This is a genomic window from Streptomyces sp. TRM49041 (assembly GCF_008271805.1).
Classification (GTDB): domain Bacteria; phylum Actinomycetota; class Actinomycetes; order Streptomycetales; family Streptomycetaceae; genus Streptomyces.
In genome coordinates this window covers 94,370-115,025 of sequence record NZ_VSRY01000065.1, presented here as the reverse complement: position 1 = coordinate 115,025, position 20,656 = coordinate 94,370, and the positions used below count along the sequence as shown (strand labels likewise).

Annotated in this window: 15 protein-coding genes and 1 tRNA gene; 7 read left to right on the top strand and 9 right to left on the bottom strand. The window is 72.8% G+C overall.

Annotated elements, in window-relative coordinates; translation table 11 throughout:
- Positions 1-37 precede the first annotated feature (37 nt).
- The 5 genes from FVS66_RS04960 to FVS66_RS04940 all read right to left on the bottom strand — a co-directional run bounded on the left by FVS66_RS04960 (position 38) and on the right by FVS66_RS04940 (position 8,822).
- A complete protein-coding gene (locus FVS66_RS04960) occupies positions 38-2,935 on the bottom strand; it encodes an AAA family ATPase (protein WP_149179768.1) in 2,898 nt (965 codons plus the stop codon).
- Positions 2,936-3,124: 189 nt separating this feature from the next.
- Positions 3,125-4,498, bottom strand: a complete 1,374-nt coding sequence (locus FVS66_RS04955) for a cytochrome P450 (protein WP_149179748.1) — start codon at positions 4,496-4,498, stop codon at positions 3,125-3,127.
- A gap of 13 nt (positions 4,499-4,511) precedes the next feature.
- The gene (locus FVS66_RS04950) at positions 4,512-5,549 is read right to left on the bottom strand and encodes a terpene synthase family protein (RefSeq protein ID WP_149179747.1); all 1,038 of its coding nucleotides are present in this window, start codon (positions 5,547-5,549) and stop codon (positions 4,512-4,514) included.
- Between the two features lie 858 nt (positions 5,550-6,407).
- Complete coding sequence (locus tag FVS66_RS04945; protein WP_149179746.1) at positions 6,408-8,747, bottom strand: hypothetical protein; 2,340 nt, start codon at positions 8,745-8,747, stop codon at positions 6,408-6,410.
- A gap of 3 nt (positions 8,748-8,750) precedes the next feature.
- A tRNA-Pro gene (locus tag FVS66_RS04940) sits at positions 8,751-8,822 on the bottom strand.
- A gap of 322 nt (positions 8,823-9,144) precedes the next feature.
- Between FVS66_RS04940 and FVS66_RS04935 the strand changes: the two genes are divergently transcribed.
- Together FVS66_RS04935 and FVS66_RS04930 are read left to right on the top strand one after the other, a co-directional pair.
- Positions 9,145-9,510 carry a hypothetical protein gene (locus FVS66_RS04935; RefSeq protein WP_149179745.1) on the top strand — a complete coding sequence of 122 codons (366 nt, stop codon included), beginning with the start codon at positions 9,145-9,147 and terminating at the stop codon, positions 9,508-9,510.
- A 337-nt stretch (positions 9,511-9,847) separates the two neighbouring features.
- Positions 9,848-10,093, top strand: a complete 246-nt coding sequence (locus FVS66_RS04930) for a hypothetical protein (protein WP_149179744.1) — start codon at positions 9,848-9,850, stop codon at positions 10,091-10,093.
- A gap of 63 nt (positions 10,094-10,156) precedes the next feature.
- Here FVS66_RS04930 and FVS66_RS04925 read toward each other — a convergent pair whose 3' ends face one another.
- A complete protein-coding gene (locus tag FVS66_RS04925; RefSeq protein WP_149179743.1) occupies positions 10,157-11,434 on the bottom strand; it encodes a hypothetical protein in 1,278 nt (425 codons plus the stop codon).
- Between the two features lie 563 nt (positions 11,435-11,997).
- Here FVS66_RS04925 and FVS66_RS04920 point away from each other — a divergent pair.
- Entirely contained in the window at positions 11,998-12,921 is a 924-nt protein-coding gene (locus FVS66_RS04920; RefSeq protein ID WP_149179742.1) for a MerR family transcriptional regulator, read from the top strand.
- Positions 12,922-12,960: 39 nt separating this feature from the next.
- Here the strand turns inward: FVS66_RS04920 and FVS66_RS04915 are convergent, their stop codons facing one another.
- Complete coding sequence (locus tag FVS66_RS04915; RefSeq protein ID WP_149179767.1) at positions 12,961-13,755, bottom strand: DUF427 domain-containing protein; 795 nt, start codon at positions 13,753-13,755, stop codon at positions 12,961-12,963.
- 561 nt (positions 13,756-14,316) lie between these two features.
- On the opposite strand from FVS66_RS04915, the gene FVS66_RS04910 reads away from it, so the two are divergent.
- The 4 genes from FVS66_RS04910 to FVS66_RS04895 all read left to right on the top strand — a co-directional run bounded on the left by FVS66_RS04910 (position 14,317) and on the right by FVS66_RS04895 (position 19,409).
- The gene (locus tag FVS66_RS04910) at positions 14,317-16,107 is read left to right on the top strand and encodes a S8 family serine peptidase (RefSeq protein WP_149179741.1); all 1,791 of its coding nucleotides are present in this window, start codon (positions 14,317-14,319) and stop codon (positions 16,105-16,107) included.
- 152 nt (positions 16,108-16,259) lie between these two features.
- Complete coding sequence (gene tgmA / locus FVS66_RS04905) at positions 16,260-16,454, top strand: putative ATP-grasp-modified RiPP (RefSeq protein WP_149179740.1); 195 nt, start codon at positions 16,260-16,262, stop codon at positions 16,452-16,454.
- 17 nt (positions 16,455-16,471) lie between these two features.
- Complete coding sequence (gene tgmB / locus FVS66_RS04900) at positions 16,472-17,410, top strand: ATP-grasp ribosomal peptide maturase (protein WP_149179739.1); 939 nt, start codon at positions 16,472-16,474, stop codon at positions 17,408-17,410.
- Positions 17,411-17,480: 70 nt separating this feature from the next.
- Positions 17,481-19,409: a transglycosylase domain-containing protein gene (locus tag FVS66_RS04895; RefSeq protein ID WP_149179766.1), complete on the top strand. Its 1,929-nt coding sequence runs from the start codon at positions 17,481-17,483 to the stop codon at positions 19,407-19,409.
- Between the two features lie 13 nt (positions 19,410-19,422).
- Here FVS66_RS04895 and FVS66_RS34810 read toward each other — a convergent pair whose 3' ends face one another.
- Together FVS66_RS34810 and FVS66_RS04890 are read right to left on the bottom strand one after the other, a co-directional pair.
- Positions 19,423-19,590 (bottom strand): hypothetical protein, encoded by a 168-nt coding sequence (locus FVS66_RS34810; RefSeq protein ID WP_187645385.1) that lies wholly within the window; start codon positions 19,588-19,590, stop codon positions 19,423-19,425.
- 111 nt (positions 19,591-19,701) lie between these two features.
- Entirely contained in the window at positions 19,702-20,604 is a 903-nt protein-coding gene (locus FVS66_RS04890) for a UbiA family prenyltransferase (protein WP_262386814.1), read from the bottom strand.
- Positions 20,605-20,656: the final 52 nt, after the last annotated feature.

Here is a 20,656-nt window from a genome sequence, read left to right as displayed (position 1 = left end):
CGCCGGCTCACCGGTCCGTCCGCGACCCGCACGGACGTCAGATGCCGAGGGCGCGGTGCAGGCCCAGGCGGTCGGTGCCGAGTTTCGTGAAGACGCCGGAGAGCAGCTCGGAGACCTGCTGCTCCCGGATGCCCATCTCGGCGGCGATCAGTCCGTTGTCGAGCCCGTCGGCGGCGTGGCGGGCCGCGGTGGACTCGGCCAGCGTCAGGGTGTCCCGCTCCGCCCTGGCGGGGCGAGGGCGCAGTCCCGCGGAGACGAGCTGGTCCCTGGCCCGGTCGGCGAGGGCCTGCGCGCCGCACACCTCGGCGGTCTCCAGGCCGCGGTACAGCTGTTGTGCCGCGCGGCGGGGGCTGCCGAGGGCGCGCAGGGCCGTGCCGTGGTCGACGAGCGCGTGGGCCAGTTCGTACGCGGCGGGCGACTGTTCGAGGTGGGCGACGGCCTCGTCGAGCAGAGTGGCCGCCTGGGTCAGCTCGCTGGTCGCGGCGGCGACCCGCAGGGCGTGGCCGATGCCGCTGGACGTGCCGAACGCGCGGGCGCGGGCCACGGCTTCGTCCGCGGTGGCGCGTGCCTCGTCGGGGCGGCGGGCAGCCGCCTGGGCGAGGGCGAGGTCGAGTTGCCAGGGGCACCAGGCGGGGTTGCTGCTGCCGCGCCGGAGGAGGCGCCGACCCGCGGCGGCCAGCTGGCGCTCGGCCTCCTCGACGCGGCCCCGGGCCAGGAGCAGCTTGCCGTACACGGCCTGGGGGTCGGGATAGACGACGGCCTCGGGGTGGACCCGGCCGAGGCGGTACTCGTCGGCGACCTCCTGCGCTGCGGCGATATCACCGCGGGCGAGGAGGGTCTCGACGAGGGTGCCGACGGCGTACCACTGGGCGGGTGCGCCGTGTCCGACGCGGTCGGCGACCTGGAGACCGTCACGGACGAAGTCCTCCGCCTCGGCGAGCCGTCCGCGCCGGTAGCGGATGTAGCCGAGCAGGGTGTAGCCGAAGGACAGGTGGATACCGCGCCATCCCTTGGCCTCGAACTCGGAGACGCCGGTGTCGAACAGTTCCTCGGCCCGGCCGGGCTGGTCGCAGTACATGAGGGTGAGCGCGGCGACGATCGGCACCTCGAAGCCCAGGTCCTCGTCGATCCAGCTCGTGCCGCCGCTGAGCGCCTGCTCGACGTGGTGGAGGGCCTGCGGGGCGGGTTCGCCGTGCAACACGGCGTCCCAGGCACGCAGCGCGAGGATGTGGCGTTCGGCCGGGTCGCGGCCGGTGAGGCGCTTGGCGAACCGGGACAGCAGCCGGGAGCGACTCTGCGGGTCCTGTTCGCTGGCGCGGACGGCGTTCCACTTGAACTGCTCCGCCTGCATGCGGAGTCTGGTGCGCGAGCTGGTGGTGCGGCGTCCCTCCTCGGTGAGGAGCTCGGTGGCCTGCTCCAGGCGGCCGGTGTGGGCGAGGGCCTGGGCGAGCCGGTAGGTGATGGCCTCCCGCAGCCCCTGCTCCAGCTTCGGCTCCTCCAGCGCCGCCCGCAGGTGGTTGACCGAGCTGAGCGGGTCGTGGAGGAGGTTCGCCGAGCCGAGTTCGAAGAGGACTTCCGCGCGGTCCTCCACGTCCGGCGGTTCGCGCAGGGCCCGGCTGAGATAGCGGCGTGCGGCGTCGGGCGCGCCGGCGGCGAAGCTGTCGCGGGCGGCCCGGCGGAGCTCCTGGACGACCCAGGGGTCGCCCTCGGGATGCATCTCCAGCATGTGGCGTGCGGCTTCGGTGGCACCCAGGCCCTCGTCCACGATGGCGCGTGCGGCCATGCCGTGCATGGCGACGCGGACACCGGGCGGGATGGAACGGTAGACGGCGGTGGCGATGAGCGGGTGATAGAAGTCCACGACCGGCCCGCGCCTGATGTCGGTCAGGACCGTCAGGATGCGCGCACCCCGCAGCTCCTCGATCCCCGCCTCCACCTGGGCCTCGCCGAGCGCGCAGACGCCGCCCAGGACGCCCGTCGGGATCCGGGCGCCCAGCACCGCGGCGGCCCAGGCGAGCCGGACGGTGGAGGGTCCGAGCTGCTCGAGCCGTTCTATGAGTCCGCTGCCCTTGACCGCGGAGGCGAGGTCGCGGAGCTGCGGGATGGCGTCCTCCCGCGGCTCGAGGCCACGGTCACGGCCCTTCTCCGCCAGTTCGACGACCTCGAAGGGGTTGCCGCCGGTGATGGCCCAGCACTCGCGGCAGAACATGTCGTCCGCCTGGTCGCCGAGGGCGGCGCGCACGATGCTCGCCACGGCGGCCGCGGTGAGCGGTGCCAGTTCGTGCGGCCGTGAGCCGTGGCGGTCGGCCAGGGTGTGCAACGCGACGGCGTCGGGCGGCAGTTCGTCGGGGCGGCACGCCACCACGATGAGCATGCCGAGTTCCTCGGCGCGGGCGGCGAAGGCGGTGAGCCAGGCCAGGGTCTCGGCGTCGGCCCAGTGCGCGTCGTCGAGGACCATCACGACGGGGCCACTGCGTACCGAGAGGTTGGTGATGACCCAGTCCAGGCCGTCGCGGACGCCCTGGGGGTCGGGGTTGGAGGGGCCGTCGGGGGCGGCGAGGCCGATGGCGGATGCCACGATGCCGTACCAGTTTCCGAGGATCTCGCGGCGTTCTTCCTCGCTCATGGCCGCGAACACGGGCTGGATCAACTGCCGCATCACATGGAAGGGCACCTGCCTCTCCTGCTCGCCGCCGCGGCCGGACAGCACCGTGCAGCCGCGGGCCGCGGCGGACCTGCGCAGCTCGCCGAGGAGCGTGGTCTTGCCGACGCCCGCCGGGCCGGCGAAGGACAGCACGCCGCCCCGCCGTGCGGTCGTGCCGCGGCCGGTGGTGCCGCACAGTGCTTCCAAGGCCCGCTGGATCGCGAGGAGTTCGGATTCCCTTTCGAGGAGCGGGCGAGGGTCTCGCCCGCGCTGTTCCACCGTCTGTGTCATCATTTGCCCCCTCCGGCGCGTGCCGCCGAGTGTAGGACCAAGGAGACGGAATGCCGCTTCCGGCGACCGTTTTCCGGGAACATCGCCACTCGTACGAGGGCGATGCGGTATCCTCCGCTGACGCCCTGCCAGAACACGGGAACAGCCACTCGAAAACGCTCTCAAAGGGTCAGAAGCGGGCAGAATCCATCAGGTTCGAGCCAGTGGAATCATGGGCAGGGTACTGGGCTGTGGAATACCCGCGGGCAGCTCCCGCACGACGGTTCCCGGGGTGTGCACCAGACGCCACCGCGAGGCCACTGTGGCAACCGCGATGAGGATTTCCGCGACCGCGAAGGAATCGCCGATGCACTTGTGCTGACCCGCTCCGAAGGGAATATAGCTGTGGGCGCGCGGAAGGCGTCCCGGGGATCCGTCGTTCCACCGGTCCGGGTCGAACGACGTCGGGTCGGGATACACGGCCGGGTCGCGGTGGAGCGCGTAGGGGCTGTAGGCGACTTCGGCTCCTTCGGGGATCCGGACTCCGCCGAGGGTGGCGGGTGCGAGGGCGCGCCGGGTGAACAGGAGGGGCGAGTGCAGCCGCAGCGCCTCCTGGAAGACGTTGTCGGTGTACGTGAGGCGGGGAAGGTGCTCCGGCCGTACGGGGCCGTCGCCGACCACCTCGTCCACCTCGGCGTGGAGGCGCTTCTCGGCCTCCGGGTGGCGGCCGAGTTCGTGGAAGATCCACGACAGGGTCGTGGCCGAGGTCTCCGTGCCGGCGAACATGATGGCGATGAGCTCGTCGCGCACCTGGTCGGGGCCCATGGTCTCACCGGTCTCGGCGTCGCGGGCGGCCAGCAGCAGGGCGAGCAGGTCGCCGCGGTCCTCGTGCTCGGTGCCGTACTCCGCGATGACCTGGTCGATGATGCGGCGGAGGCGGGCGGCGGCGGTGTCGAACCGCCGGTTGGCGGGTATCGGCAGCGGGTCGAGGACCTTCGGCATGACGGCCCGCAGCAGCATGCCCTCCAGGATGACGGGCAGCGAGCGGTGCACCTCGGCGGCGGCGGGTTTCCCGAGGTCTCCCGAGAAGGTCATCTCGGCGACCGCGTCGAGCGCGAGCCGCCGCATCTCGTGGAGCACCGAGATCTCGCGGCCCTCGGTCCACGTCCGGCACATGGCCTCCGCCTGGCCCGACATCAGCCGTGTGTACTCGGCGATGTGGTCGCGGTGGAACGCCGGCTGGATGAGCCGGCGCTGGCGGCGGTGGAAGCGGCCGTCGGTCGTGACGATGCCGTTGCCGAACAGGGGGCGCAGCCGGTCGAAGATCCGGCCGCGCCCGAAGCCGCGGCCGTCGCCGACGAGCACCGTGTGGACGTGCTCGGGGGTGGTGAGAACGTGGACCGGCCAGGTGCCGAGGTCCACGCGGACGACGTCGCCGACGCCCCGCAGGGATTCGAAGAACTCGATCGGCCCCCGCCACAGCTGGATCGCGTGGCCGACGACGGGCAGCCTGCCGGGCGCCGACGGGGCCTTGCCGGTGGTGCCGGAGCCGTCGGGTCGGGAGCGGTGCCGCGTACGGGTCATGGCAGGTTTCCCCTCATGCCGCTGAGACTAGGTCCGGGCGTGTGTACGCGGCTTCGAGTCCCGCGGCGAACCGCTCGTCCCGGTACCGCGTGCAGTCGTAACGCTGCCAGAGGTCGGCGCCGATCATCCAGTCCTCGTAGCAGCGGACGGAGCGCGCGGCCGCGGTACGTGCGGCGGGGTCGGTCACGCCGAGCGCGTCCAGCACCCGCGGAAGCCCCCGCACGCCGGCCATGAAGTCGTCGACGCGTGCGTGGATGCGCTCCTCGACGGCCTCCACGGCCTTGGGGAGCGACCAGCCGTGCCATGCGGCGATGAGCGCGGCGAGGTTGTTGGTGTCGCCGCAGGAGTACTCCTTGGGGAGTGAGAAGACGTCGTTGCCCCACGAGATGACGTCTATGGCGCTCCAGGTGAGTTCCTGGAACGCGGGGCTCGCATGGACCTCGGCGGGCACGTCGATGCCGAGCGCGGCTTCCACCATGTCCATCATGGGCAGGAGTTGGGAGCTGTGCCGGCGGGTGAGGACGTAGTCGTCGATCGCCGGCAGTCGGCCCGGCCGCCTGTTGGCCGCCTCCTCGTCCAGGGAGCGCAGCATACGCGGGACATGGGCACGGTAGCGGTCGCCGGTGCCGGGGGGCATCCCGGCCAGGATGCGGTCGCACAGCTCGACGAAGCCGTCCACCAGGAGGTTCCGGCAGGCCGCCGTCTTGTCGGTCCGTCCGTCGGTCACATATCGGGTGATGGCCTCGGAGACGGGCCGCCACCCGTCGAGCCGCCCCGACCTGATGAGCAGATCGTGCTGGTCGTCGAGGACGAAGGACCAGGCCATCCATTCGGCGAGCAGCACGATGTCCTGGTAGGACGCGCCGCGGCTCACGCGGGCCGCCAGATGCCCGAACCCGATGCCGGCGAACTGCTCGGCCGCGGCGTCGATCAGGCCCCGGTCGACGGCCCACGCGGTCGCCTCGGCGTTGGCCCGATCGGCGCTCGGATCCTTGAAGTCATCAAAAGGAAGGTGAAACTCCGGTATGGTGAAAGGGTCGAGATGGGGCATTTGATCTCCCTCCAGAGGAAATCCGGTTCCGCCATTCCCCGCTCACACGCCTCGTGGCCTACGGCCGGATTTGATCCCCGTAGCCGCGGCACTGCGGCACCGCGGCTTACGTGAACTCACTCAGGTCACAGAACATCTGCATTCCCCACCCGTACGGGAACGCAAAGCCGCGCTTTGAAGCCATTCAAATCCATTAACCCGTACCCCTGACAGCACTGTCAATATAATTCGAACAGACGCCTCCGGATGGCCACGTGCATTTGCCGGACGAATATCCGAAAAGGCATATGCGAAAGCGATATTTCGCCCGGTTCGTTCGTCTCACGATCGACGGCATGCCGGCATCGGGCGGCGCTCCGACCGCGCGAGGGCCTGACGGAGCGGCCAACGCCCTTGACTGGCAGGGAAATTGACCGGGACACCGAAGGAGGTGCCCCGTGCCGCGCCCCCGGGGGTCGGGGCACCGTGGCGCGGCGCACGCCGGGGGCGCTCCGTGCCCGGCAAGGCGACGGCGCGTAAGGGAGTTGCCGGACGGCGCGCGGGGCGGCGACGGTGAGCGCGTGACCCGCCGCTTGTCGCGCTGTGGGGCGGGTGTGGTCAGCAGGGTGCTCAGGTCGCCGATCTCGTAGCCGCGGGAGCGGACGACGTCGCTGATCCGCGGCGGCGCCCGGTCGTCGAGGACCTCGCCCCGACCGTCCGGCGAGCCGACGTGCATCTGTTGATCGCCCCGGCCGAAGGACGTCGAGGGCCCGCCGGACGGCCTTCCGGGTGGTCATGCCACCGGCGGTGCCGAGGTTGTGGGAGTGCCGGGCCCTCCTCGGCCGGCGGTGGGAAACGGCCTCGCCCTTCCGCGGAGTCCTACGCGGGGCAGGAACAGGAGCCGGTGCGTCCGCTCCCCCTCGGGTGCGGCCAGTGGCCGTTCGTCGTCCAGCCGAGGAACCGGCGGGCCCTGGCCCCGTCCGCAGTACCGTCCCGGCCGAAGGAACCGCCTGCGATGACCAGGTCCAGCCCCGCCAGCGCCGGGCCCAGCGCGGAGCCGATGCGCGCGGGGTGCCGGCCCAGCTCCTCGTCCATGGCGGCCCGTACGGCCGTCTGCTCGTCCGGTGTGCACAGGGACAGGTGGAACAGCATCTGCCGCCAGGCGTACGCCGCGTCCTTGATCGTCGGCAGGGGGTACGGCAGGCGGTGCGCACGGGCCATGAGCCGGCACGCCGTTGTGAAGCAGCCCCGCGCGACATCCGCCCAGCCGGACGCGGGGCGGACGCCGACCAGGTGCACCAGGGTGGCCAGGTTGTGCGTGGTGAGGATCTGCGCCTGCTCGATCACCTTGCCGTTCGCCGCCACCGACCACGAGCGGGTCGGCACCCCCGCCCGCTCCGCGCACAGCCGGGCGAACCCGGGAGAGGTGCGGACCCCGGAGGGCCGGCTCAGCGCCTCGCTCGCCTCGATGATCGCGAGGTTCCGCACGGCGGCGTAGTCGATTCCGTAGTAGCGCTCGTACAGCGACCCGGAGAGCAACTCGGCCGCGACGCGCGCGGCGTTGAGGAACTTGGGGCTGAACGTGCCCGTGAAGATGTCCGCGGCCAGCTCCTCGACCAGCGGGGCCCGCAGATCGGCCTGCCGGACGAGCACCGACAGCTCACGGACGAGGGGATTGGGCAGGAGGGTGCCCGGGAAGCTCCGCACCGCCAGCTCGCCCAGCTCCCGGAGCAGCGTGTGCGCGGCGTCGCTGCCCGCGTCGGCACCGCGCTGCCGGGCTACGGCAGCCACCCACGGCAGCTCCTCCACCCGGACCTGCCGCTCCAGACCGAGCAGCAGCAGCGAACGGCGGTTGCGGAACGCGCGGTAGTGCGCGGCCATCAGCCGCCGCAGCGCCGGATCGGTGTACGCGTGGGCGGTCGTCGCCGCGACGAGTTGCGGCACCAGTCCGGCCAGCACCTCGGCCGACGGGACGACACCGCGCTCCAGGAGCGTCCCGACGGGCGCGCTGAGCGCGGCCTCGACCACGTGCCGGATCGACGTCGGCACCCCCGCCCCGGCGGGCAGTCCCGTCGTGGTCTGCTCGTGCGGGGTCACCGGGGCGACGAGCGGCGCGAGATCCGTCACGCCCGTGTGCCGCGGCAGCCCGGCCAGCCGCTGCCGGACCAGCTCGGCCATCGCCTGGTGCGACGCCCCGGCCACCTGTTCCGCCTGCTTGCGGCGCAGCGCGGTGTGCGGCGTGGAGCCGGGCAGGCCGCGCCGCCGGACCATGGAGGCGACGGCGTGCCGCAGCAGCCCGAGGCGGCGGGCGTCCAGGGGGCGGCCCGCCACGGCCTCCTCCAGAGCGCCTCGCAGGATGCCCAGGTTGGCCTTGGGGTCGCGGTGCTTGCCGCAGAGTGGATGGGACTCGGCCAGCAGGCGGTAGCGCCGCAGGAGTTCGGTGCCGCGCGCATACCACGCGTCGTCCGGTTCGCTGCCCAGCACCCGGATGCCGTCGGGGTCGGCGGTCGCGAGCCAGTGGACGAGCAACTCGTCACCGAACGGCGCCCAGACCGTGAGCGCCTCGCGCTGGGCCTCCACCGCCCGGTGCGGCCGCCGCCGGGCCAGAGCTCCGTCCACATCCGCGACGGTGTACCGGTGCACGGCCGCGGTGCCGGGCTCGGCCGCCTGAGCGCAGGGGCGCGGTGCGAACCTCAACCGGTCGGCGAACGGCTCCAGTTCCCGCACGAGCCCGGCTGCCGCGTCCAGCTGCCCGGAGCGCACCAGCCACGCCACGGTCAGCAGCGCCGCCTCCTCGGGCAGAGCCACCTCGTAATGCCCGCCGTCGAGGAGGTCCCACAGCTCGGTGAGACCCCGCTCGGACAGGAAGTGGGCGAACAGGGCCCGCCGTTCCGCCGGCACCCCGGCGCGCCGTGCCGCCTCCGTCTCGTACGGCAGCAGCGGACCGCCGGCGCTCGGCGCGCCCGTCGCGAAGCCGCCGTGGAGGACCTCGGGGGTGACCCAGGCGGGAAGGCCCGCCACCGGGGTGCGCGAGCCGATGGTGAGCCGCCCGTCGGCGATGCCCGCGAGGACTTCGCGCCACCGGGCGGCCCTGGCCTCGGCACGGTCGCGGGTCGCCCCGTCCTCATGGGTACGGGCCGTGGCGAGTGCCTTCGACAGCCGCCCGGCCGCATACGCCGGGTCGATGGTGGGAAGCTGCTGGTCAGCGTTGTCGTCCATAAGCCGACGTGGCAGGTTCCGCCCCTGCGCCCTCCGGGTCCCGAGCCCGGCGCTCTCCTGCTGAGCTACACGTCGAAGGGTGCCGAGGCTAGAGGCCACAGGTGGAGGCCCTCAACTCATTTGCCGCACCAACCCGTCAGTCCCCGGGCTCGGGCGCGCCCTGGGCGCCCAGCGGCCCACGGCATGTCCGTCCCGTCCATGACGATCAGCACCGGTACTCCCCCGTCCTCGCACTCCAGCGCCAGATCTTCGCGGGGGCAGCGGTCGGCCGGGAGAGTCCGCCGGTGTCCGCGGGCGACGCACGAACCGGGCGGACCGTGGTACCCGTCCCTGGAGAGCCGACGGCGGCATACGCGGCGCACCGTCGCGTATGCGCACTGCTCAGTGGAGGAGACCGATGGCCCGGATAGTGGTGGAAGACCAGGACATCGTCGTCCGTCTGGCCTGGTGGGAGAGGCTGGCGGCACGCCGCCGCGAAGTACGGGTCCCGGTGTCCGCGCTGCGCCTGGCGCACATCGAGCCGGACTGGTGGCGGGCACTGCGGGGCGAGCCCGGCGAGGGGGTCTGGAACCCGGGACGGTGCGTGGGCACCCGGCATCTGCCTGACGGGAACGACTTCGTGGCCGTCCGGGCGGACCGGCCGGTGCTCTGCGTCGAACTGCGTCGCGGGGCGCCGTTCCGTCGGCTGGCCGCGTCCGTCCCCCGCCCCGAAGAGACACTGCGGGCACTGCTGCCGCTCGTACCCGAAGACCGTCTGGAGTGAGCGCCCGGTCCGCCCACCCGCCGCGCGTACACCATTTTTCAGTCACACCCCTGCCGGATGGCCTGAAGTGGTGCCATGCTGGCGTCGCGTACCACTCCGCCGTCGGCGGGTGGGAAACGCGCACCCGGCCACGCCCTGCATCCCCCGACAGGGCGTGGCCGCGCCGCCCTCCCGGCCCTCCCCACGGGAGGCCCGGCGCGCGCCCGCGCACACCGGTCCCACATAGCCCATCCGAGGGAGCCGGGGCCGAAACTCCAGACGCGAGCGCTCCGCGGCTGTGAGCCTGTCCGGTGGACATGCGCGGCACAGCCGCGGCGGTCGGAGAGGAGCTACGCACATGGCGGACACCAGCACGCACATCGGCGGGCGGCGCATCACCGCTGTCCTGGCCATGGGCGGCGGTCTCATGCTCGGGCCGTCGTTCACGGCACACACCGACTCCGCCGACGGCCTGGGCCTCTCGGCCCGGACCACCGCCGCGGACCACCTCGCCGAACCTGTCGCCGCCGCCGCGGACACCACCGCGGCCTCACCACCCTCACCCCGTCCGACGGCAGGGACCACCGGCACTGCGACCGCGTAGCGGCTCGTGCACCGGTCTGCCCGTGCGGAGCCCGCGTGAGTCCGCGCCGGCGTATCCGTCGCTTCAGCGCTCCTCCGGCTCGAGTTCCCCGATCACTCCGATCCGGATTCCCAGCCATGGATAGGTGTGGTGGTAGAAGAGGTTGTCCTGGGGCTGGAGTCCGACCGCGGAGGGCCACATCTGGAAGGCCGGTGCGTTGGACACCCCGCCGTGGAGCCGACGCCAGACGCGGCCGAAGTCCTGGCCGGTCGGGGGCGGGGTGATCGTGTCGGTCCATTCGACCGCGTTGCCGCCTTGGTCGAGGGTGCCCCACGGGGAGGTGGTGCGGGCCTGTCCGGTCGTGCCGAGGCTGCCCTGGTAGACGTCCGCGTAGGTGATGGGGTCCAGTCCGATCGGGTTGACGGAGGAGCAGACCTCGGGCAGCGTGGGGCACCAAGTGGGCGCCGGCTGTCCGGAGGCGTGGTACGAGGCGAGCGGCTGTGTCGAAGCGTTGGTGACGTCGCCGGTGGTGGGGTTGAGCACGGTGGGGCTGGGGGCGGTCGCGTCGCCGTCGCCGAAGACCCCCGCGTTGGTGGGGTACTTCCAGTACGAGTGCGTACCGCCGCCGCTCGGGTCGTAGTAGGCCGCCTTGATCCACTCGTTCTGGCTCGGTACGACGAAGCCGGAGTCCTTGGTCCGCGTCGCGTCCGGGCGGTCGAGGTCGTACATCCCGCGCTCGGTCCGCGGCGAGAGGCGGACCTTGTAGGTGACGTAGGTGAAGGCGCCCTCGGTGTGCGTCTCCTTGGCGAGGAGGCGGCCGTTGACGAGGGAGTTCACGAAACGGGCCGCGTCGAGGAAGTCCGCGAAGCCGTACGGCTTGTCCGCCCACTCCGGATGGGCCAACGAATAGTGACGGCCCCAGCGGGCGTCCTCCGAGAAGTCGACCTGGCCGTACTTGGGCCAGGCCGAGCCGCTTTCGTTCTCCTCATAGAGGTCGAAGCGGTCGCGTCCGTCGGGGTCGGCGGTGTTCAGAAACGCCACCCACTGCGCAACGGTGATCTCGAGCTTGCCGATCTCGTACGGGTGGTCGACCCTGCCGACCGTCAGACAACCGCTCGATGTCTCGGGGGCCTCGGCGCAGTCCGGATAGACGGCGTCCGTGAAGGGGACCACACCCACCGACGGGTTCCCGGGGTCACCGACCCTGGTGGTGGTCACGGTGATGACTTCGCCGGTCCGGTGGCGGTCGTCGCCCTCGGCGGGCGTTCCCGCGGTGGCGGCCGGGGCGAGCGGCGCCGACAGCACGCACGCCGCCGCGGCGGCCCTGACTAGGCGGCGAGGACGAGGGGAAGCAAGGCGCATAGAGGCGTACCTGTCCGATCGTGGAGGGCCGCACAGCGAGCCCTGAGCGGACAGGGCGGCCCGTGATCACAACAACAGCGGCCGCCACAGTAACCCCGCCGGTCACCCATCGTTCTGAAGACGCTACCGAACGCACCGAATGGCGGACACCTACGGATCCTGGCCGGACCTCGCATCGGAGTTCGCCGCTACCAGGGCCGGCACCGCCACATCACACTCGCGATGGCCGCCCACGCCTTCCTGACCGTCATCCGGGCCGCCGGACTCGACACCAGCGTCCCCGAGCTCCGGCGCCTGATCACCCGCCTCACTCGACCCGCCCACCACAGCATCGACTTCGTGCCGCACGGGTCCCGCCGGCGCCGTCGACGACTGAGGGACTGGTGCTGTTCGGGCCTTCCCACTCCCGCCCTTTCCGAATCGGGGGCTCTGCCCCCGAACCCCCGCTCCTCGAACGCCGGAGGGGCTCGATTTCCGGCGCCCCCCTGCCCACCGCCGTCGCGTCCGGGCCGAGGCGTCCGCCGGTACTGTGGGAGCAGGCGCCGAGGGGGAGGCTCAACACTGTGTCCGCTGACGCCACATGGAGCATCGGAGAGCTCGCCGAGCGCGCGGGCGTCACCGTGAAGACGGTCCGTTTCTACTCGGACCGCGGTCTGCTGCCGGAGGCCGCCCGCAGTGCCGGGGGCCATCGCCGGTACGGTCCGGAGGCGCTCGGCCGGCTGCGGCTGATCCGCTCGCTGCGCGGTCTCGACCTGCCGGTCGCGGAGGTGGGCCGTGCCCTGGAGCGGGACGACGTGCTGGAGGACCTTGTCGCGGCGCATCTGCGGGAGCTGGGCTCGCAGCTGGCGGCCCTGCGCTGGCGGGAGGCGGCCCTGCGGCTGCTCCAGGACTGTACGGCCGAGGAGCGCGCCGACCGGCTGCGTCTGATCGGTGCCGTGACCACGCCGCCGAGCACGGCCACGCTGGCGCTGTTCTGGCGACGCGTGCTGCCGGCGCGGCTGCCGGTCCGGCTGTTCTCCACCCTCACCGAGGCGGCCGTCCCGCAGCCGCCCGCGGACCCGACTCCCGCCCAGGTACTGGCGTTCGCCCAGCTCCACGCGCTGGCCACCGACCGGCTCGCCACCGTCAGCGTGTGCCGCCCGGCCCCGGGTGTCCCCGGGGACACGTGCCGCCCGGCCGTGCTCTACGACGGTCTGAGGGAGGCGTACGCCCTGATCGCGTCCGATGTACGGGCCCGGCGGCCGCCGTACGAGGGTGAGGCGCTCGACTGCTTCGTCGCCGCCCACGCCCGCTCACGCGGCGCCCGGGACACGCCCGCCTTCCGCCGCCGGCTCAGCGCCTACCTCACCGAGATCGCCCACCCGCACATCGACCGCTTCTGGCAGCTCACCGCGGAACTGACCACCTCGTCGGCCCCCACGTTCGGCGCCTCCGACGACTGGCTCCGCGCGGCCCTGGACGCCCAGGTCGCCGACGCGGGGCACTGACCCGGCGGTCGAGCACACGGCGCACCCGGCTCGGGGTGGTCAGGAGGTCGTCCGGAGCCTGCTGAAGTAGGTGACCGGGCGTTCGAGCCGTTCTCCGTCGACGATCAGGTCGACGAACTCGTTGTAGAAGGCCACCCGGCCCGCGATCTCGCGTACCGCCGGGAGGGGGTCGGGGTAGCTCCATGCCACGTTCGGCGGAATGCGCCCGCCGCCGGTCCACGACCAGTACTCCGTCGCCACGCCCTTGTACGGGCACCGGCTGTTGTGGCCGGTGGGCCTGAGCAGGCCGAAGCGGATGTCCTCGCGGGGGAAGTAGTAGCGCACCGGCAGGCCCGTCTCGAACAGGAGCACCGGGCCGCGTGTCTCGGCGACGGTGGTGCCGTCGATCTCGACGCGGACGTGCCTGCTGCTGGGTAGCGCGTCGACCCGCTTGTGCGGGTCACGCGGGTGGACGAAGATCTCGGTGTCCTCCTCGTACCAGTGGTCGAGGGCACTGCGGCCGAACCATTCGAAGACGATGTGTCCGGCCAGGTCGTCGCCGGGCGGGGACCACGCCGCGTTGGCGGTGACCTCGTCGTCCACCACCAGGTCGTGGTAGGCCGTCGCACCCGGGTGACGGCCGGAGGGGGGCCGTCCGGCCGGGCGCAGCAGGTCCATGCGGACGTCGTCCTCGGGGAACGCGTAGAGCGGCACCGGCCTGCCGGGCTCCCACACGAGGACCGGCCGCCGGCTGTCGACGACGGTGGTCTCCCCCTTGGTCGCGCGCACCCAGCGTTCGCTCGGCTCCCATGTGACGCCGTCGCCCGGCGGCGACGGGTGACGGACGACCCGCACCGCCCCGGGGTCCGGGTGCTCCGATGGCGTACCCAATGTCCGCTCCCTCCGGGGCCGGCGCCCTCGGCGGAGGGTCGGGACGCAGGTGTTCGCGGCCTCCGCGGCGGCCGCTTCGTCGGTCTCTTCCGGACGCTAGCGGCGGCCGGGGGCGGGGGCGATCCGGGGCACCGCGTACGGGTGACGGGTGGAGGCTGGTGTGGGGCGGGATGGGGCGAGATGGGGCGGGTCGGCTGACGGGGCGTGAGCCGGGAAGGCGGACGACCGTGACCCGGAGGGCTGACGGGTCGTGAGCCGTGCGCCGTGGGTCCGTCGCGTGCGCCGGGGCACGGTGCGCTGCCCCCGTGCCTCAGCAGGAAGCCCGACCACCCTCACCGCACTCCGGCAGAGGCCAACAGCCGCCCGCTGCCGGGACGTTGGAGCGGGCGCGTCCGGTTGTCCGCCGAACAGCCGGTGGCCATGGGGTACTTCCCTTGACCGGCCTGTATCTGAGATCTTGCGCGTCGACCACTTTTCATCCGGCCCGGCCGACACCACCCGTGTCGCCGGGCCTTCGGAGGACACATGCTTCCCCACATATCCGCCGTGCTGAGGCGCTCGACCGTCGCCGCAGCACTCGGCGCGGCCGTCGCCCTGGCGGCTCCCGCGGCCCCCGCCGCGGCCGCGCCCGCGGCACCGACGGCGGCCTCGGCCGCCGTGGCCCCCACCGCCGGCTGGGCCGCCGGAACCCGCGCGTATCTGGTGATCACGGCACCGGGCGACACCTCGGCCGTACGAGCCGCCGTCACGACCAACGGCGGCACGGTCTTCGCCCACTACGACGCGATAGGCGTCGTCGTCGCCCACTCGACGTCCACGTCCTTCGCCCCGTCCATGCGGGGAGTGAACGGCGTCCAGCAGGTCGGCGCCACCCGCACCACGGACGTGCCCGCCGATGCCTACGACCCGGCGTTGCCGCCCGCCCCGGCGCAGACGCCCACGACGCTCACCGAGTCCAACCGGTGGGACATGACGCAGATCAAGGCCGATCAGGCGTGGGCCGTGACCACCGGTTCCGCCGCCGTCAAGGTGGGTGTCCTGGACACCGGCGTCGACGACCTGCACCAGGACATCGCGCCCAACTTCAACGCCGCGGACTCCGTCTCCTGCGCCTACGGCAAGGCCGACACCCGGCCGGGTGCCTGGCGTGACGTCGACACCCACGGCACACACGTCGCCGGCACCATCGCCGCCGCGAAGAACGGCAAGGGCGTCATCGGCGTCGCCCCGGGCGTGAAGATCTCCTCGGTCCGCATCGCGGAGCCGGACACCGCGATGTTCTACGCCGAGAACACCATCTGCGGCTTCATGTGGGCGGGTGACCGAGGCTTCAAGGTCACCAACAACAGCTACTACACCGACCCGTGGATGTTCAACTGCCCGGACGACGCCGACCAGGCCGCCATCATCGAGGGCGTGAGCCGGGCCCAGGCGTACGCCGAGAGCAAGGGCTCCCTCCAGGTCGCCGCCGCGGGCAACTCCGACTACGACCTGGCGAACAAGACCACCGACGCGTCGAGCCCCGACGACTCGACGCCGGTTCGCCGCACCATCACCAACGCCTGCATCGACATCCCCGCCGAACTTCCGGGCGTCGTGACGGTCTCCGCCATGGGCCGCGGCAACGTCAAGGCTTCGTACTCCAACTTCGGCCGGGACGTCGTCGACATCGCTGCCCCGGGCGGTGACGGCTCGTCCGGCGTGTACTCGACGCTGCCGGGCGGCCGGTACGGCAACAAGAACGGCACGTCCATGGCCGCGCCGCACGTGGCGGGTGTCGCCGCGCTGCTGGCCAGTGCCGACCCGTCGTACACCCCGGCGGACCTCCGCGCCCGGCTGGCGTCCCAGGCTTCGGACACCGCCTGCCCCTCGGACAGCCGCTGCACGGGCACGACCGCGAAGAACGCATTCTTCGGCGAGGGCCAGGTCGACGCGCTGAAGGCGGTCGACGGCGGTACGACACCGACGCCGGGCACGTACTTCGAGAACCTCGACGACGTGGCCATCACCGACAACTCCACGGTGCAGAGCCCCCTCACGGTCACCGGCGTGAGCGGCAGGGCGCCCGCCGCCCTGAAGGTCGGTGTCGACATCAAGCACACCTACCGCGGCGACCTCGTCATCTCCCTGGTGGCGCCCGACGGCACGGTCTACCTGCTGGAGGACTTCCCGAACGGTGACAGCGCCGACAACGTCGCCAAGACATACACGGTGGACGCGTCGGCCGAGATCGCTGCCGGAACGTGGCAACTACGCGTGCGGGACGGCGCGTCTCAGGACACAGGACGGATCGACGCCTGGAGCCTGACCTTCTAGGCGCCGGGCGGCTCCGCCGCGCATCTTGCCCGACGTACGGCTCGGGCCGGTGCGCGGCGGGGACCCTGTGACGGAACGTGGTGAGATCCCTACGGGGTCGGTCCGTACTGCCGGTTGTGCACCGGTGGTTCACGAGGGATCGAGGGAGAGCCATGAGAAGACCGTTCGCGTTTCAGTACGCCGTACCCGCCGAGGGCGCGGACGCAACGATTCCGTATGTGTACGACGCGGCGCTCCAGTTGAACGTGCTGCCCGACGGGCGGCCGGCCATCGCGGACCGGGAGGTTCTGCTGGCGACGGGTACGACGACGTCGAAGGCCGGCTCCCAGACGCACTTCGACGACTGACCGGCCCGGTTGCCACGATGACCGTGCTGATCCTGACGTGCGACCAGGACGTCACGGCTGACCTGGTGGTGGCCGAGCTGGGGGCCCTGAACGTCCCGCTGATCCGTCTCGACCCGGCCGATCTGCCGGGCCGTGCCGCCCTGTCGGCCGAGTACGCCCGCGGCGACTTCCACGGCTTCCTGTCGGTGGACGAAAGGATGGTGAGCACCGCCGCCCTGCGCAGCGTGTGGGTACGCAGACCTGGCGCGCCCGCGGCCGGGTCCCCGGAGGCGTCGGAGTGGCTGACGGCCGAGACCCGGCAGGCCCTGTACGGAGTGCTGTACTCCACGGGCGCGCGGTGGATGAATCATCCGGCTGCGGCGGAACAGGCCCGGTACAAGCCGTGGCAGCTGCGCCTGGCGCACCGCAGCGGCTTCGCCGTACCGCCCACCGTGGTCACGACCTTTCCGCGGGTGGCCGAGGAGTTCACGGCGCGGTACCGGCGGGTCGTGGTCAAGACCCTGTCCGGGCCGCCGCGCGACGGGGCGACACGGATGGAGATGCCGACCGCGCTCGTCGGCCCGGAAGCGGACTTCACCGACGTGGCCCTCGGCCCCACCCTGCTCCAGCGGTACGTCCCGAAGACGGCCGACATCCGGCTGACGTCCGTGGGCGGGCGGCTGTTCGCCGCGCGGAAGGTCTCCGCGCCCGGCCAGGTCGACGGCCGGTACGGGGACACCGGCCACGCGTGGGAGCCGGCCGAGGTCCCGGACCGTATCGCCCGCGCGGTGCGCGCCTACACGGAGGCGGCGGGCCTCGCGTACGCCGCGTTCGACTTCGCCGAGGACGCGGAGGACACGGACGGCGTGTGGTGGTTCCTGGAGTGCAACCAGGGCGGCCAGTTCGGATTCGTGGAGCTGGCGACGGGACAGCCCATCGCGCGGGCCGTCGCGTCCTGGCTGGCGGGCCCGTCCTGAACGGGCGGGCTCCTCGCCTCGTAGGAGAGGGGGCACATGCTTCGACGTACGAAGGGAGCCCTCCACCGTGATGCGTGTCCGTGTCGACTATCCGCGCCGGGGGCGCCGCGGCCCGACGCGGTTCCTGCCGTCCTGGCGACAACTGCTCGGCCTCGTCTTCCTGGCGCTGGCGGGGGTCGTGGGACTCGGGGGCTGGGTGTACGCCACAACGCCCATCCCGGACGTGAACGCCGAGGCGCGTTCGGAGGCGACCGTCTACTACTGGGCTGACGGCACGCAGATGGTGAGCGTCGGAGCGGTCAACCGGCAGAACGTCCCGCTCTCCGACATCCCGCTCCCCCTCCAGAACGCGGTGATCGCCACGGAGAACGCCACCTTCTACAGCGACCCGGGGTTCTCCGTCCGCGGACTGGCGCGGGCCGTGGTGAACATGGCGCGGGGCGGGGAGGTCCAGGGCGGCTCCACGATCACACAGCAGTATGTGAAGAACACGTATCTGTCGCAGGAGCAGACGGCGTCCCGCAAGGTGCGCGAGCTGTGCCTGGCGGTCAAGCTGTCGAGGTCGCTGTCCAAGAAGGAGATTCTCCAGGGGTACCTCAACACCAGCTGGTTCGGCCGGAACGCGTACGGGGTGCAGGCGGCGTCGGTCGCGTACTACGGCACGGACGCCCGGAACCTCGACCCCTCGCGCAGCGCCATGCTGGCTGCGCTGCTCAAGGGCGGCGACCTGTACGACCCGTCGCTGGGCCCGGAGCACCGCCGCCGGGCGGAGGCGCGCTGGCGATATGTCCTGGACCGGCAGGTGGAGCTCGGTTTCATGACGCGGGAGGAGCGGGCGGCGTACACCGTGTTCCCGTCGCCCCGGCCGCGGTCGGTGGCCGGCGGACTCTCGGGGCAGACCGGTTACCTGGTGGACGCGGCGAACAAGGACCTCCGGAACCGGACCGGGCTGACGGCGGAGGACCTGGGGCGCGGCGGCTACCGGATCCGCACCACGTTCGACAAGACGGCGGTGGAGCGGCTGCGGCAGGCCGTGGAGGGCGCGGCGGGGGTGGGGGCCGACCGGGACCTGCAGTTCGGGGCGGCGTCGGTCCGGCCGGATGACGGGGCGCTGCTGGCGCTGTACGGGGGTCCGGACGCGACCCGGCACTTCACGAGCAACGCCGACACGGCGGGGGTGCCGGTGGGGTCGGCGTTCACGCCGTTCGTCCTGGCGGCGGCGCTCCAGGACGCCGCCGGAGGCGAGGAGGACAACGGGGACGACGGGACGGGCGGCTGGGACGGGGGCATGCCGTACGACGTGGTCGGCGTCGGCACCGGCGGCGCTCCCGGCCCGTACGGCGCCACCGCCTCGGGAGGGGCCGCCTCGCGGAGCGCGCTCGCCCTGCGCCGGGCGCTGGTCCGGGGCGACCAGGACGTCTTCCGGCTGCTGGGCGCGGGCGTGGGCCTGTCGCGGGTGCGTGATGTGGCGGTCGACGCCGGGCTGCTGCCGGGCAGCATGGCGACGCTGGAGCCGTCGTTCCCGCTGGGCACGTCGACGCCGAGCGCCATCCGGATGGCCGGCGCGTACGCCACGTTCGCCGCCGACGGGCGGCGCGCCGAGCCGTACTCGGTGACCGCGGTGACCTACCGGGGCGCCCGTCTGGAGGGCCTGGAACGCCCCGCCGGCCGGCAGGTGCTGGACCGGGAAGTGGCCCGCGAGGTGTCCCGGGGCCTGCGGGACGTGGCCGTGGACGCCGTCGATCCGGGCACCCTCAACGCACTGGGCCCCATCGCGGCGGGCCGTACGGGCGGCGATGACCGGTCGCCGGCCGCGTGGTTCGTCGGCTACGGCGAGGACCTGTCGACGGCGGTGACGGCGTTCCGCACCCGCCCCGGCGGGCAGGGCCTGCTGCCGCTGGGCGGAGCGGGTGGGCCCGGCTCGGAGCGCGACGACGAGCTGCCGCTGCGTGTGTGGTCCTCGTACATGACGGCGAGCCGGTCCACCGGCGGCTCCTAGCCGGTGGCAGCCGCTACTCGTAGTCGTCCGCCCTGACTCCGGCCTCTTCCACCGCCTCGCGCATGGTCCGGCCGGATGCCTGGGGCGTGGGCGTCTTCTTCTCCTGTTCGGAGGTCTCGCCCCGCTCGACGACGTCGTCCGTCGTCTCCGTCTTCGGCCGGTCCTCCTCGGGCACGCTCACGTCGGTCTGTCCTCCGTCTCCGTGGTGCGGTCCGTCGGACGGCGGGTACCCGGGCCGGCTCCCCGGATGCCTCCTCCGGGCCCTGCCCTTGGAGCCGCGCCGCCGCGCCCGTCAGGTGAGTGCGGCCCCTCGCCACACCAGCATGGCCACGTCGATGCCCGCCACGACGATCGACGCGAGGAACGGCACCCCGGCGCGGCGGCGGCCGGCGAGCGCCCCGCCCACCGCCGTCAGCGCGGCCACCGCCAGGGCGGCCGGGCCGACGACTCCGCGGGGGCCCGGCCCGCCGAGGGCGAGCACCGCGGAGGCCATGACCAGGGGGACCGGCATCAGCAGCCGTACGCGTGCCGGGCCGAGCCGCTGGGGCCAGCCCCGTACACCCGTGGCGCGGTCTGACGCGATGTCCGGCAGTACGTTGCCCAGGTGCGCGCCCACGCCGAGCAGCGCCCCGGCGGCGACGACCCACGTCGCCGGCCACGGGCTGCCGGGCAGGCCCAGTGCGACGAACGCGGGCAGGGCGGCGAAGCCGATCGCGTACGGCAGCCAGGACAGGACCGTCGCCTTCACGCCCAGGTTGTACGCCCACGCGGCGCCGACACCGAGGAGGTGGACGGTTCCGGCGAGTGCCCCGCAGGCCAGGGAGAGCGGCACGCTGAGCGCCAGGGCCACGAGGCTCGCCGCCCGTACGGTCGTGACGCCGACCGCGCCGGACACCACGGGTTTGCCGTACCGGCCGGCCGCGCGGTCGCGCCGGGCGTCGACGGCGTCGTTGCACCAGCCCACCGAGAGCTGGCCGGCCAGCACCGCGGCGGCGACCAGCGCGCATCCCCGCGCGTCCTGGCCGGCCGACGCCGCCAGCACCGTCGTCAGCAGCGTGACGGCCACGGCCGGAACGGGGTGACAGGCCGTCACCAGGCCGTGGAGAGGCGGCCGGGAACGTGCGCGGGCAGCGGTGGCGTCGGCCACCGTGCCGGCGTCCGGCATCCCCGTGGTGGCTCGGTCTGTGGCGTCCACGCGGCGATCGTAGGCGCTCAACGGGCGATCACTGGTACGACCACGCGGCACG

Bases quoted from the DNA above. Each gene is read 5' to 3' on its own strand.
- FVS66_RS04960 (WP_149179768.1), bottom strand. From the start codon at position 2,935: ATGACACAGACGGTGGAACAGCGCGGGCGAGACCCTCGCCCGCTCCTC.
- FVS66_RS04955 (WP_149179748.1), bottom strand. From the start codon at position 4,498: ATGACCCGTACGCGGCACCGCTCCCGACCCGACGGCTCCGGCACCACC.
- FVS66_RS04950 (WP_149179747.1), bottom strand. From the start codon at position 5,549: ATGCCCCATCTCGACCCTTTCACCATACCGGAGTTTCACCTTCCTTTT.
- FVS66_RS04945 (WP_149179746.1), bottom strand. From the start codon at position 8,747: ATGGACGACAACGCTGACCAGCAGCTTCCCACCATCGACCCGGCGTAT.
- FVS66_RS04935 (WP_149179745.1), top strand. From the start codon at position 9,145: ATGGCCCGGATAGTGGTGGAAGACCAGGACATCGTCGTCCGTCTGGCC.
- FVS66_RS04930 (WP_149179744.1), top strand. From the start codon at position 9,848: ATGGCGGACACCAGCACGCACATCGGCGGGCGGCGCATCACCGCTGTC.
- FVS66_RS04925 (WP_149179743.1), bottom strand. From the start codon at position 11,434: ATGCGCCTTGCTTCCCCTCGTCCTCGCCGCCTAGTCAGGGCCGCCGCG.
- FVS66_RS04910 (WP_149179741.1), top strand. From the start codon at position 14,317: ATGCTTCCCCACATATCCGCCGTGCTGAGGCGCTCGACCGTCGCCGCA.
- tgmA (WP_149179740.1), top strand. From the start codon at position 16,260: ATGAGAAGACCGTTCGCGTTTCAGTACGCCGTACCCGCCGAGGGCGCG.
- tgmB (WP_149179739.1), top strand. From the start codon at position 16,472: ATGACCGTGCTGATCCTGACGTGCGACCAGGACGTCACGGCTGACCTG.
- FVS66_RS04895 (WP_149179766.1), top strand. From the start codon at position 17,481: ATGCGTGTCCGTGTCGACTATCCGCGCCGGGGGCGCCGCGGCCCGACG.